This window comes from Streptomyces yangpuensis, assembly GCF_024666385.1.
In the GTDB taxonomy this organism is placed as follows: domain Bacteria; phylum Actinomycetota; class Actinomycetes; order Streptomycetales; family Streptomycetaceae; genus Streptomyces; species Streptomyces yangpuensis.
In genome coordinates this window covers 5,667,851-5,682,438 of the sequence record NZ_CP102514.1, presented here as the reverse complement: position 1 = coordinate 5,682,438, position 14,588 = coordinate 5,667,851, and the positions used below count along the sequence as shown (strand labels likewise).

General features: G+C 70.2%; 9 protein-coding genes. 3 read left to right on the top strand and 6 right to left on the bottom strand.

Annotation, left to right across the window (positions count from 1 at the left end):
- Position 1: 1 nt before the first annotated feature.
- From NRK68_RS26010 to NRK68_RS26000, 3 genes are all read right to left on the bottom strand, one after another.
- A complete protein-coding gene (locus NRK68_RS26010) occupies positions 2–3,019 on the bottom strand; it encodes an SNF2-related protein (protein WP_257856899.1) in 3,018 nt (1,005 codons plus the stop codon).
- 101 nt (positions 3,020–3,120) lie between these two features.
- Positions 3,121–4,323 carry a serine/threonine-protein kinase gene (locus NRK68_RS26005; RefSeq protein WP_257856898.1) on the bottom strand — a complete coding sequence of 401 codons (1,203 nt, stop codon included), beginning with the start codon at positions 4,321–4,323 and terminating at the stop codon, positions 3,121–3,123.
- Between the two features lie 139 nt (positions 4,324–4,462).
- On the bottom strand, positions 4,463–6,142 hold the full coding sequence (locus NRK68_RS26000) for an SWIM zinc finger family protein (protein ID WP_257856897.1): 1,680 nt from the start codon (positions 6,140–6,142) through the stop codon (positions 4,463–4,465).
- Positions 6,143–6,573: 431 nt separating this feature from the next.
- On the opposite strand from NRK68_RS26000, the gene NRK68_RS25995 reads away from it, so the two are divergent.
- On the top strand, positions 6,574–7,080 hold the full coding sequence (locus tag NRK68_RS25995; protein ID WP_257856896.1) for a hypothetical protein: 507 nt from the start codon (positions 6,574–6,576) through the stop codon (positions 7,078–7,080).
- A gap of 837 nt (positions 7,081–7,917) precedes the next feature.
- Here NRK68_RS25995 and NRK68_RS25990 read toward each other — a convergent pair.
- Together NRK68_RS25990 and NRK68_RS25985 are read right to left on the bottom strand one after the other, a co-directional pair.
- Positions 7,918–9,249: a class I SAM-dependent RNA methyltransferase gene (locus NRK68_RS25990; RefSeq protein ID WP_183068306.1), complete on the bottom strand. Its 1,332-nt coding sequence runs from the start codon at positions 9,247–9,249 to the stop codon at positions 7,918–7,920.
- Between the two features lie 113 nt (positions 9,250–9,362).
- Positions 9,363–11,417, bottom strand: coding sequence for an APC family permease (locus NRK68_RS25985; protein WP_183068305.1), 2,055 nt, complete (start codon positions 11,415–11,417; stop codon positions 9,363–9,365).
- 305 nt (positions 11,418–11,722) lie between these two features.
- Here NRK68_RS25985 and NRK68_RS25980 point away from each other — a divergent pair, with 305 nt between their 5' ends.
- Both NRK68_RS25980 and NRK68_RS25975 read left to right on the top strand, forming a co-directional pair.
- Positions 11,723–12,391 carry a potassium channel family protein gene (locus tag NRK68_RS25980; RefSeq protein WP_030838372.1) on the top strand — a complete coding sequence of 223 codons (669 nt, stop codon included), beginning with the start codon at positions 11,723–11,725 and terminating at the stop codon, positions 12,389–12,391.
- Entirely contained in the window at positions 12,388–13,050 is a 663-nt protein-coding gene (locus tag NRK68_RS25975) for a potassium channel family protein (RefSeq protein WP_053625987.1), read from the top strand. Before NRK68_RS25980 ends, NRK68_RS25975 begins: the two co-directional genes overlap by 4 nt.
- A 758-nt stretch (positions 13,051–13,808) precedes the next feature.
- On the opposite strand, the gene NRK68_RS25970 is transcribed toward NRK68_RS25975, so the two are convergent.
- Positions 13,809–14,585, bottom strand: a complete 777-nt coding sequence (locus tag NRK68_RS25970) for a DUF3159 domain-containing protein (RefSeq protein WP_257856894.1) — start codon at positions 14,583–14,585, stop codon at positions 13,809–13,811.
- Between the last annotated feature and the right edge of the window lie 3 nt (positions 14,586–14,588).

The window sequence follows — 14,588 nt, the reverse complement described above, 5'->3', positions numbered from 1 at the left end:
GTCAGTTCTCCGCCTGGGCGTCGGACGGGGGGGCGGCATCGGATGCGGCGGCCGGCTCCCGGGATCCTGAGGGGTCCAGGGCGCCGGGGCGGTCCAGGACGGCGAGGACCCGCAGCAACGGACGTCCGGTGGTGTGGAGTTGGTCGAGTAGCCGGGCCAGTTCGTCGGCGGTTCGCTCAACATCGCGCTCGGGACGGCTGGTGGCGCCGGGCAGCAGGGAGTCGGCACGCCACCGGGCCACATGCTGGCGGTATGCGGCGAGTGGCCCGCTGATCTGCTCCTCCCACGCGGCCCTGCCCTGGTCCAAGTGCTGCTGGGCGGCGGCGACGGCGGCCGGGACGAGCCTCTGGAGCCGGTCCAGGTCCTGCGGGTCTCCGGTACGGGCGAGCCTCGGGCCGACCTTCGCGTCGCGCAGCGCGTCGGCCATGGGGCGCACCTCGGGCGTCCCGGTGCCGTCGGGGCGGAGACCGGTCACGGCCATCCAGCGGACCACGGTCGGACGGCCGAGGGCGTTGGAGTGGATGCCCTGGACGAGGAAGACCGGGCCGTCGACGTGGGGCGTGGTGATGACCGGGGCCTCCTGGCGGCCGAACTCGACCAGGACCTTGTCCGTCAGCCACTCCACCACCGGATGGATGTCGGTCAGGAAGGAGACGTCCGGCCACATCGTCGTACTGCTGTCCCTGGCCTCGGTGAGCTTACGCTGTGCGAGGGCCCGGTCGAAGGTGACCAGCATCCGTTCGGCGACCGTCTGTTCCCTGAGGTAGGAGGGCGGCAGAGCCTTGAGGCGGTGCAGCAGGTCGGGGGCCAGGGCCGGGGAGAGGGAGAAGTAGGACCCGCCCTGGGCGTCGGTGCCGGACGACAGGGCGATCTGGTCCTCGGCGCGCTCCTCGTACACCTCGTCGAGGGCGGTGGCGACGAAGTCGGCGGTGTCGCCGTCGAAGAGCGAGATCAGCTCGGCGCGCGCGGGCAGCTCCTGCTCGGTGATCGTGTCCACCTGGCCGAACAGGTCGGCGAGTGCCGTGTCCTCGGCGGGGGCGGAGTCAAGGAACTCCTCGACCGTACCGCCCCTGACCAGTTCCTTGATGAGCCGGCGCTCTTCCTCCTCGGCCCGGTAGAGACCGGAGACGGCCTCGGCCGTGCCGTCCAGCTTGTGCGCCTCCTCCTCCCGCAGGAGCAGCTTCTCGGCGACCGTGCGGTCGTCCTTGGCGCCCGGGACGGCCGAGGTGAGGATCAGCGCGTGGAACCGGGGCTCGTGCTTCTGCCCGTACCGGTCGATACGGCCGTTGCGCTGCTCGATGCGGATCAGGGACCACGGGATGTCGTAGTGGACGAGGTGGTGGCACTGGCGGTGCAGGTTGACACCCTCGGAAGCCACGTCTCCGGTGAACAGCAGCCGGACGGGGGTGTCGGCGAGGCCGAACGCCTCAAGGACCTTGCCCTGCTCCTCGTCGCTGAGGCCGCCGTGCATCACGGCCACGGCCTTCGACGTGCCGTCCGCCCCGACCGGGAATCCCAGGCGGGCGGGCACGACCTCGGCCAGCCAGGTCAGGGTGCGGACGCGTTCGGAGAAGACCACGGCCCGCGTGGTGGACCGGGGGCCGACACCGATCTCCTTGAGCTGGGCGACGAGGGCGTCGAGCTTGGCGGAGTCACCGGGTGCGGTGCCGTCGCCCATGCCGGACACGATCTCCCGGAGCCGGGCGAGGGCAGCCTGCTCGGTGGCGATGGCGGGGTCGGGCCGCAGCCCCTTCTCCTCGGCCTTGCGGACCCGGTCCGCGAGGGAGGAGATGCGGTTCGCGACCGTCTCGCCCAGGGCGACGTGCGAGGACAGGAACGTCTTGAGCAGGTTGTAGGCGAAGACCGGCTCGACGGCGACCGAGACGGGGTCCTGACCCGCGGTGCCGAACTCCGTGCTCGTCGGCGGGGCGGGGATCCAGTGCTCGGCCAGTTCGGCGAAGACCCGCTCCTCCGCCTCGGTGGCCGCGCAGTGGAGGGAGACGGTGGGACCCCGGTCCGGCCACTCGGTGCCCATCTCGTCCCGTACCTCGGGGCTGATCTTGGTACGGCGGATGAAGAGGTGGCCGAGGTCCTCCGCCGGGTCGTAGTGGTCTCGGTCGGCGATGGCGGCCGGGTCGAGCAGGGAGATCAGGTCGGCGAAGGACCGCTTGTCGCCGTTGTGCGGGGTGGCACTGGCGAGCAACAGGGCGTCCGTGCGCGGAGCGAGGATCTCGGCGAGGGCGCGGCGCTGGCTGCCGGGGTTGATCAGGTTGTGGGACTCGTCGATGACGACGGCGTCCCAGCGGATCCGCTCCAGGTGGTGCCGGTACTGGCCGATGTTCTTGAGGGTGTCCACGGAGATGATCACGCGCTTGTAGTGCGTGAACGGGTTCCGCCCGGCCGGAAGCTCGCGCTGGACACGCTGGACGCCGAGCGAGTCGAGCCGTACGAGCGGGATGGAGAAACGCGTCCACAGCTCGTGCTGGAACTGCTCCAGGATGCTCTGCGGGGTCACGACCAGGATGCGCTCGCCACGGCCTCGCCGGATGAGCTCGGCGAGGGTCAGGCCGATCTCCAGGGTCTTTCCGAGACCGACGACGTCGGCGATGAGGACCCGGGGGCGGAGGTTGCGCATGGACAGGGCGAGCTCGGCCGGGCGCTGCTGGTAGACGAGCGGGTCCAGGAGGAAGCGGTCTGCGAGGGCGAGGCCCCGCTCCGACTGGGGCAGCGGCGTCTTACGCAGGACGGCTTCGAGGAACAGGCGGCTGCGCCGGAAGTACGAGGAGGTGTCGGGTACGAGGACGGTCTTCTCCGGGTCCAGGAGCTCCACCGTGTCGATGCCGCTGAAGAAGACGGCCTCCTCGTCCCGCACGAACTCGGAGACGCCGACCGCCTCGATCCTCTCCCCGTCGTGATCGGTCGTGGTGGTGTTGCGGACCAGCCACTCCTCGTCCCGTACGAGGATCTGCGCGCCCGGCGGGAACCGGGTCCCCTCCTGCGTCGCCCCCTGGTCGGTCACTCACGGCCCCTTCGTCTTGCGTGTGTCTTCGCTCTCGTCTCCGCAAGTCTGTCACGGGGAGGAAGCGGGACGTACGAGATCGGGCACGGGGCCGCGCCTGCTCAGAAGCGGGCCTCGCGGGCGTAGTCGGCACGGATCTGCTCGGCGATCCTCAAAGGCACGGAAGGCCGGACAGCGGTCGCCCTGCCTCGCGGGCGCGGGTGGGTTTCCGCCTGCGCGGGCGAGGACTCCAGGGGCGCGGAGGTGCCGTCGTCCGGATCATCCGCGTCGGGCTCTCCCTCCGAGGCGTGCTGTGGGGCCCCTGCGAAACCGGCCGGGCCCGCCTGCTCGTCGTCCTCGGCCGCCGCCTGGTCGATGACGGCGGGGGTGTAGGCGGGTGCGTCGGCTCCCGCGGGAGGCCCGGGGGCCGGCGCGGGAAGCTGGGGCACTCTGATCTCGGGCGTCAGAGCCGCAAGGCGGCGCTTGGCCTGGAGGGCGGTCAGACCCTGTTCACGGATAACGCGCACCAGCCGCTCGGTGACTTCGGGCAGTGCCGGCCTGGCATCCGGATCCAGTGCCAGCATGTCCGTGATCAGCGGCACGAGTTCCGGTGGGGCGTCCGTCAGATCGGGAGAGGTGGCCGGGTCCTCGATCTTCAGGGCGACGGCCTGCCACGTCGGCCCCTCGTACGGGTAGTGCCCGGTCGCGGCGAAGAGCAGCACCGCGCCCAGCGCGTACACGTCGGCGGACCGGTCCAGCCGTTGCTCGCCCCGGGCCTGCTCCGGAGGCATGCAGAGCACGCTGCCGACGACGAAGCCGGTGGCCGTCAGGGCGGTGCGGCGTTCCGCGAGCACGGCGAGACCGAAGTCGATCACCTTGGGGCCGTAGGGGGAGAGCAGGATGTTCTGCGGCTTCAGGTCGCGGTGGAGCAGCCCTGCCTCGTGGACGGTACCAAGGCCCTCGGCCAGCAGCGCTCCGAGGCTGGCGGTCTCGGCGAGCGGCAGGGGCCCCTGACCGGCGACCAGGGTGCGCAGATCCGGTCCGGGGACGTACTCGACTGCGAGCCATGGCTGATCGGCTGTCGCGTCGGCGCCGACGAAGGCTGCGACGAAAGGCCCGTAGACGGTGCGCAGGCTCTCCACCTCGGACAGGAAGCGCGCACGGGTGTCCTCGTCGAGCACGGAGGGCTTGATGACCTTCACCGCGGCCTGGTGGCCGGCCGCGGACTCGCCCAGGAACACCTGTCCCATGCCGCCGGAGCCGATCCGGCATACGAGGGCGAAACCCCCGATCTCCTTCGGGTCGTCATCCCTCAGTGGTTCCACGGTGTCGCGCCTCCCCCTTGCGGTCCGCACCCCGCGATTCCGCGCGGTGGACCTACTCGGACCGGGAGGCAGTCTATGCAGGTCCTCTGTCGTCCTGTACCGGCTTCCCCGGAGGCGCCCATCAGCGCGACGGTCGTCGTCACGAGCCTGACAGGCCGTGGTCGTCCATCAGCCTCATCAGATTCCGCTTCCGCTTCTGGGCGGCACGCAGGTCCGTGATGTACGCGGTGAAGTCGTCCAGTGTGCCGAGGCGGCGGTGACACTCGCGGATGCCCAGGAGCAGGCTGACGAGCTGTTCGTAGGCGCGGTTGCCGGTCTCGTGGGTGAGGAGGGTGACCAGGCGGATGTAGACGGCGAGGGCATCCGCGGGGCGGGTCGGGCGGGACCGGTCCGCAACGGTGAGCCACTGGCCGTCGTGGGCGCCGTACTCGCTGGCTGCCCGCCAGGCGGCATCGACGTCTCCTTCGTCCAGCAGGATGTCGACGAGGACCCGGCCACCGCACGCGTCCGCCCGTTCGGCATCGGCGCGGAGAAGTGCCAGTGCCTTCTCGCGCTCGGTCGGCCAGCACGCGGCGGCGATGGCCGCGGCACGCAGCTGCTGGTAGGTGAGCAGGGTGCGGCGGGCCGCGAAGTGGTCCCGGCGCAGGGTGACGGCGTCGGCGGGCTGGCCGGTCCAGGTGTAGCGGTCGGCGAGATGGTCGATCAGGGCGGTGTCGACGGTGGCGAGGTCCTCGGTCTCCCGGATGCCGCGCTCGGCCCATTCCAGGGCTTCGGCGGTACGGCCGACGGTGTCGAGCTCGCGGGCGATGAGCAGATGGGTGTGACCGTTCGGCGCGAGGTCGGCGGCGTGCACGGCGATCACCGTGTCGATGTCCCGCCCCGACTTCGCGAGGCGCTGCATCAGGTGCTTCTCGGCCCAGCCGGTGCGGTTCGCCTGCCACGCCTCGACCGCGTGCCGGCGGAGGGCGGCCATCCCCCGCTCGCCGAGCAGGTCCTCGTAGTCGAGCGGGTCGATGTCCGTCAGGTCGGCTGCGTCGTCCAGAGCGTGCGTCACCAGCCAGTGCGCGAGTTCCTCCGGGTCGGGGCCAGCCGCGCGGCAGGCCTCGTGGTGGGCGTCGGCCAGGCCGACGCCGATCTCCCCGAACCGGCCGTCGGAGTCATCGACGCTTTCGACCACAGCGGCCAGCATCCCGATCGCCTCCCGGGCCAGAGCGATCGAGTCGGCCGCCCGGCCGGAGGCCGTCACTGACCGGATCGCGTCGGCCGCCTGCAAGGCCTGGTCGGCATAGGCGTGAACGTCGGCGTACTCGACGTAGCCGTACTGGGCGAAAGGGCCGCTGTCGAGCAGCTCTCGGATACGGGAACGGATCCCGGCCACGTCGCCGCGGGCGCTCGCCGCCCGCAGTTCCAGACGTCTCCGCAGGTTCCGGTCCTCGGCCATCTCTTCCCGTACAAGAGCGAGCAGATCGGCATGTGACATGCCGGTCAGCCAGGCGTCGAGGCCTCGGGTCCGGTCCCGGGCAGCCTTCCGCCGACGGGGCAGGTCGGCTTCCTGGGCGATCACCGTCAGGCCGAGCGCGACCAGGTGCTTGCAGAAGTTGCCCTCCTGGCCGTACGGGCAATCGCACGTACCCGCCAGGTTCCTGCGCCCGCCCAGGAGCAGCAGCTCCACCTGGTACCGCTCCGTGCCGCGTACCGACGCCCTGATCCAGCCGTCACCGAACTCGACCCCGGACACTTCGTCGGCATAAGCGAGTCCACGCTCGAACGAACGCTCCCCCGCCAGCGCCCTCAGCTTCGCCTCCGTAAGACCGCCCACGACCCACCGCGCTCCGCTCCGGCTCGGACTCCCCAAACAGGCCCACAGTATCGGCCGCCCCAGCCGGCGGGCATTCTCGTGCCAGACCGTCAACAACCGATTACCTGCGGTGCTTCAGACCCACCTGTAGGGTCGTCGACCACCCCGGCTCCCCTGACGTTCATGGGATCTTGCCGCGGGCCGCCGTTCAGAGGGCGGCCAGCGAGGCCCGCGTGCCGATAGTGTCTGGAGCATTCTCGACGACGAGGAACCTCGCGTGTGCCTCCGATTGGACCGGGAGCACGCCTAGTTCACCGGAATGGAGATCTGCGAGTTCGGCCTGAGGCCGACCGTAGTGCTTGGCCTTGACCGGCCTTCAGAGTTGGGCTGGCTCGTCGGTGGGCACCGCTACTATCCGGGATGCCTCACGGGACAACGAACGGAGTCAGCGCATGGGAGAAGTGAACGAAGCAGCGGTTAAGCGGAAGTTGGGTATCCCGAACTGGCGGAACCTATCCAAGGACAAAGTGCTCAAGTTCGCGGCAGCGATGCCCGAGATGGCCACCGAGGTGCGGCTCAAGCTCATCGAGCAGTTCCCCGCCTTCAAGGACCTAGGCAAGGCCGACATCGATGCGGTCACAGAGGCCCACAAGTCCACTCTCGCAGCCAACGAGAACAGTCAGAACCACTTCTACCAGGCTTCGCAGGACCAGCGGGACGCCCTGCGGGCCGACCTCGATCGGGACGACCTCAGCTGGGCACAGCGGGAGGCCCTCCACGACCGCCTCGACCGAAACGTGCAGCAGGCATACGAGAAAGACAGTGAGAGCAAGCAGTTCCTGGGGACGGGAATGAAGGTGGTGGCAGCCGCCGGTGCAGCAGCCCTCGGGCTGGGCGTGGTATTCGTCGGCGGCAAGATCGCTGGAGCGAGCGAGGACGGTTCCGAGGAATCCCAGTAGGACTGTGCGGCTGGCGCTGGCGTCTGCGGAAGAAGCGGCGTGCCTCGGCGGCTAGTTCGACCTAGCCGTGGGCCTAGGGCAGCACGGCGCGGCCTGGCCACCTGCTACGAGAAAACCGCCACGGTCTACCGCGCCGGTCTCCTCATCGCGAGCATTTTCCCCGGCCTGAGGCATTCTCCCTGCGGGTCGAAGCAGACGAGTCCGTGCTCGCGGGCCAGTGCAGCGGCGCACTCGGATACTTCCTCAGCTTTGCTGTAGGACATAAGCAGGTGCACGATCGGGCCCGATGCCTCATCGATGACCGGAGGGCGACGCTCACACGACACTGCGGTCGACGTCGCCGGGTATCGCGCCACGAGAGCTTCCACGTACGCCCCGAAGCACGGCGCCGGAGGCACGACGACGTTGTCCGACTCCAGGTAGCGCTCGTAGAACTCGTCGCACATCGAGCTCGCAGCACGGTTGTCGAATGGACGGCCACCGTCCCACACAGCAGGGTCGTAGCTCACAGACGGATCGTCACAGGCAACAGTTCGTCGCCACCAGCAGGTCCTGCGATCTCTCTGCCAGCGATCCGCAAGACAGAACCTAGCGTCACGGAACGTCACTACCGAGAAGCGGATGAGGCAGAGGCAGCCAACAGCTCGGCAGCCAGCACCTCAACCACATCTAGGTGACTGCGACCACACAGCCGAGGGCTGCACTCGGCAGTAGCCAATTGCGCATGACCATCCACCAGAAACCGCGCCGTCCGTGCGTCACGTGCGCAGAACATGCGTCAAGACACCGCACCTGACGCACGGAACGCACATCCCGCACGCTCGGAGAAATACCAGGTCAGCGGCCCTTTTCAGCAGGCTCAAGGATCGCGACGCACTCGACATGATGCGTCATCGGGAAGAGGTCGAAGACGCGGAGGGTGCGGGGCTTGTAGCCGGCTTCCGCGAAATACGCCAGGTCGCGGGCCAGGGCTGCCGGGTCGCAGGCCACGTACGCGATGCGGCGGGCCGAGAGGCCGGCCACGTGGCGGACCGTCTGCTTGCCCGCGCCGGCGCGCGGGGGGTCAAGGACGACCAGGTCGCACTCCGTGATGCCGGTCTTCGGGAGGACCGTCTCGACCTTGCCCTGTTCGATGCGGACCCGGGGGAAGTCCGCCAGGTTGTGCCGGGCGTCCTCCACCGCGCGCTTCGTGGACTCGATGCCGAGCACCGCGCCCGTCTCCCCGAGGCGCTCGGCCAGGGCGCCCGCGAAGATGCCGACGCCGCAGTACAGGTCGAGGGCCATCTCGCCCTTGCGCGGCATCAGGCCCTGCATGACGGCCTTGATCAGGGTGTCCGCGGCCTGCGGGTGGACCTGCCAGAAGCCGCCCATGCCCACGCGGTACGTACGGCCGTCCGCGCGCTCCCGTACGAAGGGGCGGCCGTGGACGCGGTGGACCCCGCCGTCCTTCTCCTCCACGCGCAGGACGGAGACGGGCTTGTCGAGCTCGACGAGAGGGAGGCGGCCGCCGGGGCGCGGGGTGAGGACCACTTGGCGGTCCTGGGACCCGGTCGCGGCGATCGCCTCGACCGTGGCCATCTGGGGCCAGTCCTGCTTCTCGATGCCCAGCTCACTGACGCCCGGCGCCGCGATCATGCAGTGGTCGACCGGCTCGATCTCGTGCGAGCGGTGCTTGCGCAGGCCGACGGTGCCGTCCTCGTCCACGGCGTACTGGACGCGGGTGCGCCACTGCGGGACTTGGCCCGCCGGGAGCTTGTCGCCCTCCGCCGGCATGACGGTGCCGTCCCAGCCGGCCTCCTCCGCGGTGAGCCCCGCGAGCCGCTTCAGCTGCTCGGCGACGACCTCGCCCTTGAGCCGGCGCTGCGCGCCCGGCTTGGCGTGCTGCCAGTCGCAGCCGCCGCACCTGCCGGGGCCGGCGTACGGGCACGGGGCCGGAGTGCGGTCCTTGGAGGCGTCGAGCACGGTGATGGCGTCGGCGCGCAGGAAGCGGGAGTCGACGTCGCCCTCGGTGACCTTCGCGACGACCTTCTCGCCGGGCAGGGTGTGGCGGACGAACAGGACCCGGCCCTCGGCGGTACGGGCGATGCAGTGGCCGCCGTGCGCGACGGGCCCGACCTCGACCTCGTACTCCTCCCCGACCAGTGACTGCTTCTCGTTCTGCTGCGTCATGGCGGGGTGGCTCCAAGGATGAGAAGGATGAGAAAGACCGGAAAAAAAGCGGAACGGCCGGACGACCGACCCACCAGTTTACGTGGATCTCGTCCGGCCGTTCACCAACCCGTTCAGTCCTTGCCGGTCGGCGCCTTCGGCGGTCGCGGGGTGTCCACCGGGCCGCGGCGCACCGAGCCCGGGGCGTTCCAGTCCTGGCGCTTCTTCGCCCGCCGCTTGGCGAGCTCCGAGGACTCCAGCTGGTAGGGCACCGAGGTGACCATCACACCGGGGGTGAAGAGCAGCCGGCCCTTGAGGCGCAGGGCGCTCTGGTTGTGCAGCAGGTGCTCCCACCAGCGGCCGACGACGTACTCGGGGATGTAGACGCTGACCGCGTCGCGCGGGTTCTCGCTGCGCAGGCCCTTGACGTACTCGATCACCGGGCGGGTGATCTCGCGGTACGGGGAGTCGAGGATCTTGAGCGGGACGTTGATCCCGCGCCGGTCCCACTCCTCGCGCAGCGCCTTGGTCTCGGCCGTGTCGACGCTGATGCTGACCGCTTCCAGGGTGTCCGAGCGGGTGAGCTTGGCGAAGGCCAGGGCGCGCAGCGTGGGCTTGTGGACCTTGGAGACCAGGACGATCGAGTGGACCCGGGAGGGGCGCACGCTGTCGTCGCTGGGACCCTCGGCGGCGGCGATCTCGGCGGAGACCCGGTCGTAGTGCTTCCGGATCGCGGTCATCGTGCCGTAGAAGATCACCATGCCGAGCAGGGCGACCCAGGCGCCGTGGGTGAACTTGGTGGCCAGGACGACGACCAGCACCATGCCGGTGAAGAAGGCGCCGAAGGTGTTGATCGCCCGGGAGCGGTGCATGCGCCGGCGGGCGGCGACGTCGTGCTCCGTCTTCAGGTGCCGGTTCCAGTGCCGGACCATGCCGATCTGGCTCAGCGTGAAGGACACGAACACGCCGACGATGTAGAGCTGGATCAGCTTGGTGGAGTCCGCGTCGTAGATCCAGACCAGCAGTATGGCGGCGCCGGCGAGGAGCACGATGCCGTTGGAGAAGGCGAGGCGGTCGCCGCGGGTGTGCAGCTGGCGCGGCAGGTAGCGGTCCTGCGCGAGGATCGAGCCGAGCAGCGGGAAGCCGTTGTACGCGGTGTTCGCGGCCAGGAAGAGGACGAGCGCGGTGGCGGTGGCCAGCAGGAGGAACAGGATGCTGCCGCCGCCGAAGACGGCTTCGCCGACCTGGGAGATCACCGGGTCCTGGACGTACTCGGGGCCGACCGGGACCCCGTTGTGGAGCAAGTCCACGGCCGGGTTCTCGGCCATCCGCACATCGGTGGCCATGGCCAGGCCGATGATCCCGCAGAACATGGTGACCGCGAGCCCGCCCATCAGGGCGAGGGTGGACGCGGCGTTCTTGCTCTTGGGCTTGCGGAAGGCGGGGACGCCGTTGCTGATCGCCTCGACGCCGGTCAGTGCGGCACAGCCGGAGGAGAAGGCACGGAGCAGCAGGAAGACCATGGCGAAACCGGCTAGGCCCTTCTGCTCGGGTTCGATCTCGAAATCGGCTGTGGGCGCCGACATGGTCTCGCCGAGGACGATGCCCTTCCAGGCACCCCAGCCGATCATGGCGAAGACCGCGGCGACGAAGACATAGGTCGGGATCGCGAAGAGCTTGCCGGACTCCTTCACACCACGCAGATTCATCAGCGTGAGCAGAAGGATCATGACGATCGCCGAGAGCACCTTGTGCTCGATGACGAAATGCACTGCGGAGCCGAGATTCTCGACTCCGGAGGAAATCGAGACGGCGACGGTCAGGACGTAGTCGACGAGCAGGGCGCTCGCGACGGTCAGGCCGGCCTGCGGGCCGAGGTTGGTGTTGGCCACCTCGTAGTCGCCGCCGCCGCTGGGGTAGGCGTGGACGTTCTGCCGGTAGGAGGCGACCACCGTGAACATCAGCACGACGACCGCGAGGGCGATCCAGGGGCTGTACTGGTACGCGGAGACGCCCGCGATCGACAGGACCAGCAGGACCTCGCCCGGGGCGTACGCCACCGAGGAGAGAGGGTCGGACGCGAAGACAGGAAGGGCGATCCGCTTGGGAAGGAGGGTTTCCCCGAGGCGGTCGCTGCGCAGCGCCCGGCCGATCAGGATCCGTTTGGGCACGTCGGTCAGTTTGGACACGGAGAGGATCGTAAGCGTTCGAAATCATGCTGACGAACCCCCCACCCCCTCATACCGCAATCCCGTTGCATTTCCTCCCCGAGCGCACCACGACCGCACCACGAGTGCGCCCCGGATACACCCGGGATACACCGTGGATACCCCCCGGGCGTCCCTCATACCTCCCGGGCGGGTCCCGAGAAGCCCCAAGTGGCCACACCCGTGACCACCCGTGTGTAGCTTGGGCCATGGTCTGAGACCCTGTTAAACCAGAGCATGCAATGAGGCTGGGAACCAGCGCGTCGCTGACAGCCGGAAGGACGGCCGTGCACATCGTCATCATGGGTTGCGGAAGAGTGGGCTCCGCCCTCGCGCAAACCCTGGAACAGCAGGGTCATACGGTCGCAGTCGTCGACCAGGACCCCACCGCATTCCGCCGGCTCGGCGCCGGTTTCGGCGGCCGCCGCGTCACCGGGGTCGGCTTCGACCAGGACACCCTGCGGGAGGCGGGAATCGAGGACGCGGGCGCGTTCGCGGCCGTCAGCAGTGGTGACAATTCCAACATCATCGCCGCCCGGGTGGCCCGGGAGATGTTCGGCGTGGAGAACGTCGCGGCGCGCATCTACGACCCCAAGCGCGCCGAGGTCTACCAGCGCCTGGGCATCCCCACCGTCGCCACCGTGCGGTGGACCGCGGACCAGATGCTGCGCCGGCTGCTGCCCTCGGGCGCCGAGCCGCTGTGGCGGGACCCGAGCGGCGGCGTCCAGCTCGCCGAGGTGCACACCTCCCCCGCCTGGATCGGGCACAAGGTCAGCAAGATCCAGGACGAGACCGGCGTCCGTGTCGCGTTCCTCACCCGGCTGGGCGAGGCGATGCTGCCGACGTCGCAGACGGTGCTGCAGGAGGGCGACCTCGTCCACGTGATGATGCGCACGGACGAGATCGACAAGGTCGAGGCGGCCTTCGCCGAGGGTCCCGAGGAGGCACACGCATGAGGGTCGCTATCGCCGGGGCAGGCGCGGTGGGCCGCTCCATCGCGGGCGAGCTGCTGGAGAACGGCCACGAGGTGCTCCTGGTCGACAAGGCGCCGACGGCCATCTCGGTGGAGCGGGTGCCGCAGGCCGAGTGGCTGCTGGCCGACGCCTGCGAGATCACCTCGCTGGACGAGGCGGCGCTGCAGCGCTGCAACGTGGTCATCGCCGCGACCGGTGACGACAAGGTCAACCTGGTCGTCTCGCTGCTCGCGAAGACCGAGTACGGGGTGCCGCGCGTGGTGGCCCGCGTCAACAACCCGAAGAACGAGTGGCTCTTCAACGAGTCGTGGGGCGTGGACGTCGCGGTCTCCACGCCGCGTCTGATGTCGGCCCTGGTCGAGGAGGCCGTGAGCGTCGGCGACCTGGTACGGCTGCTGCGCTTCAGCCACGGCGACGCCAACCTGGTCGAGCTGACCCTGCCGGCCGACTCCTCGGTCGCGGGTACGCAGATCAGCGAGATCAACTGGCCCGAGGACACCTCGCTGGTCACGATCATCCGGGGCAACCGGGTGCTCACGCCGCACGGCGAGGAGACGCTGGAGCCGGGCGACGAGCTGCTGTTCGTGGCCGCGCAGGCCCGCGAGGAGCAGCTGGAGGACCTCCTCCAGGCCCGCCGGTAGCCCTGCGGGCCCGCCGGCCGCCCTTCGGGCTTCCCACCCGCCGGGCCCGTGGCCCGCACGCGCACCGGCGCCCCGGGGCTTCGGGCCGCCGGTCGCGGCGAGTGCCGTAGGGGCGGCGGCGGGCACCCCGCTCCGCGACCACCGCGGCCCCTACGGGCGGGCCAGGTACGGGCCCGGCCCACGGCGCGCGGGGTGCTTCTCGGGGGCCGTGGCGGGCCCGTGGGGCAGGGGTGGCCGGGCGTGGCCTCCCGGGCCGTGGTGTGCGGTGGGCGGGGTCCCGGCGGAATGTCTCCTCGGCTCGCGCCTGCGGGCAGGGCTTCGAGAGCCGGGCGGTGGTTGCGCGCTCGTCCTGCGGGGACACTCCGCCGTGCCCCCGCCCCGGCATCCGGTACGCCGGTACGCGCGGCCGTTGCCACACCTGCCCCACCCGTACGCAAAGGCCTCGTGCGCCACGGCCCCGAGGCCACGCCCGGCACCCCCGCCCTGGCATCCGGTACGCCGGTACGGGCGGCCGGTGCCAGACCTGCGTGGGAGGTGCCTGCCCCACCCATACGCCACGGCCCCGAGGCGCCGCCCGGCACTCCCGCCCAGCCGCGTACACCGCGGCCCGGGAGAGGCGGCGCCCAGCGCACATCACCGCCCCGGCGGACGCCCGCAGGGGTGGGAGGGCCGCCCGTCCCCGGACGGGCGCAGGGGCGGGATCCGGGCCGTTCGGCCGGGTCCCGCCCCTGCGGTCGTTCGTCGCGTACCGGGCCCCGTCAGGGCTTGCGGTGGGACGGCGCCTTGCGTGCCTCCTCGGCCGCCTCCCTGGCCTCCCACTCCGCGATCACATCGATCGGCGGCGGCGCCTTCGCCAGGAAGACCCAGGTGAAGTACACCGCGAGCACCATCGGCGGGAGCTTCAGCGCGATCAGCACCCAGCCCAGCTGCGTCGCGTCGCCCCACCAGTACAGCGGGAAGAGGATCGCGTACTTGGCCAGGAAGATCAGCCCCCAGGCCAGGCTGGCCTTGGTGTACGCCTTCTTGCGCCCCGGGTTGCGGGTGCGCCAGGAGAGGTTCTCCTTGAAGACCGGGCCGAGGATCACGCCCAGCAGCGGGAAGCCCACCAGCGCCGAGACCGTGAAGGCCACGCCCAGGCCGACGCCGTAGATCATGCCGGGCAGGTAGAAACCCTTCGCGCTGCCCGTGAAGAGGGCGAAGGCCACGCCCACGCCCACGCCGAAGACCCCGCTGAACGCGTGCTTCACCGTGTCCTTGCGCAGCAGCCGCACGATCACCAGGAGCACGGCGACCGCGCCCGCCGCGATGGCGGACATCTTCACGTCCTTGTTGATCGTGTAGATCATCACGAACAGCAGCCCGGGGAGCATCGTCTCCACGGTGCCCCGGACGCCTCCGAACGCGTCGAACAGCGCCGCCTGCGTCACGGCCTTCTGGTCCGCGGAGGCCTCGTGCGCCTCATGCGCCTCATGCGCCTCGTGCGCCACGGACGCCTCGGCGCCGGGCTCCGGGTTGGTCGGTTTGTCGAGTGACATCGC

Coding starts and splice junctions, on each gene's coding strand:
- NRK68_RS25995 (WP_257856896.1), top strand. CDS start 6,574: ATGGGAGAAGTGAACGAAGCAGCGGTTAAGCGGAAGTTGGGTATCCCG.
- NRK68_RS25990 (WP_183068306.1), bottom strand. CDS start 9,249: ATGACGCAGCAGAACGAGAAGCAGTCACTGGTCGGGGAGGAGTACGAG.
- NRK68_RS25975 (WP_053625987.1), top strand. CDS start 12,388: ATGAGGGTCGCTATCGCCGGGGCAGGCGCGGTGGGCCGCTCCATCGCG.
- NRK68_RS25970 (WP_257856894.1), bottom strand. CDS start 14,585: ATGTCACTCGACAAACCGACCAACCCGGAGCCCGGCGCCGAGGCGTCC.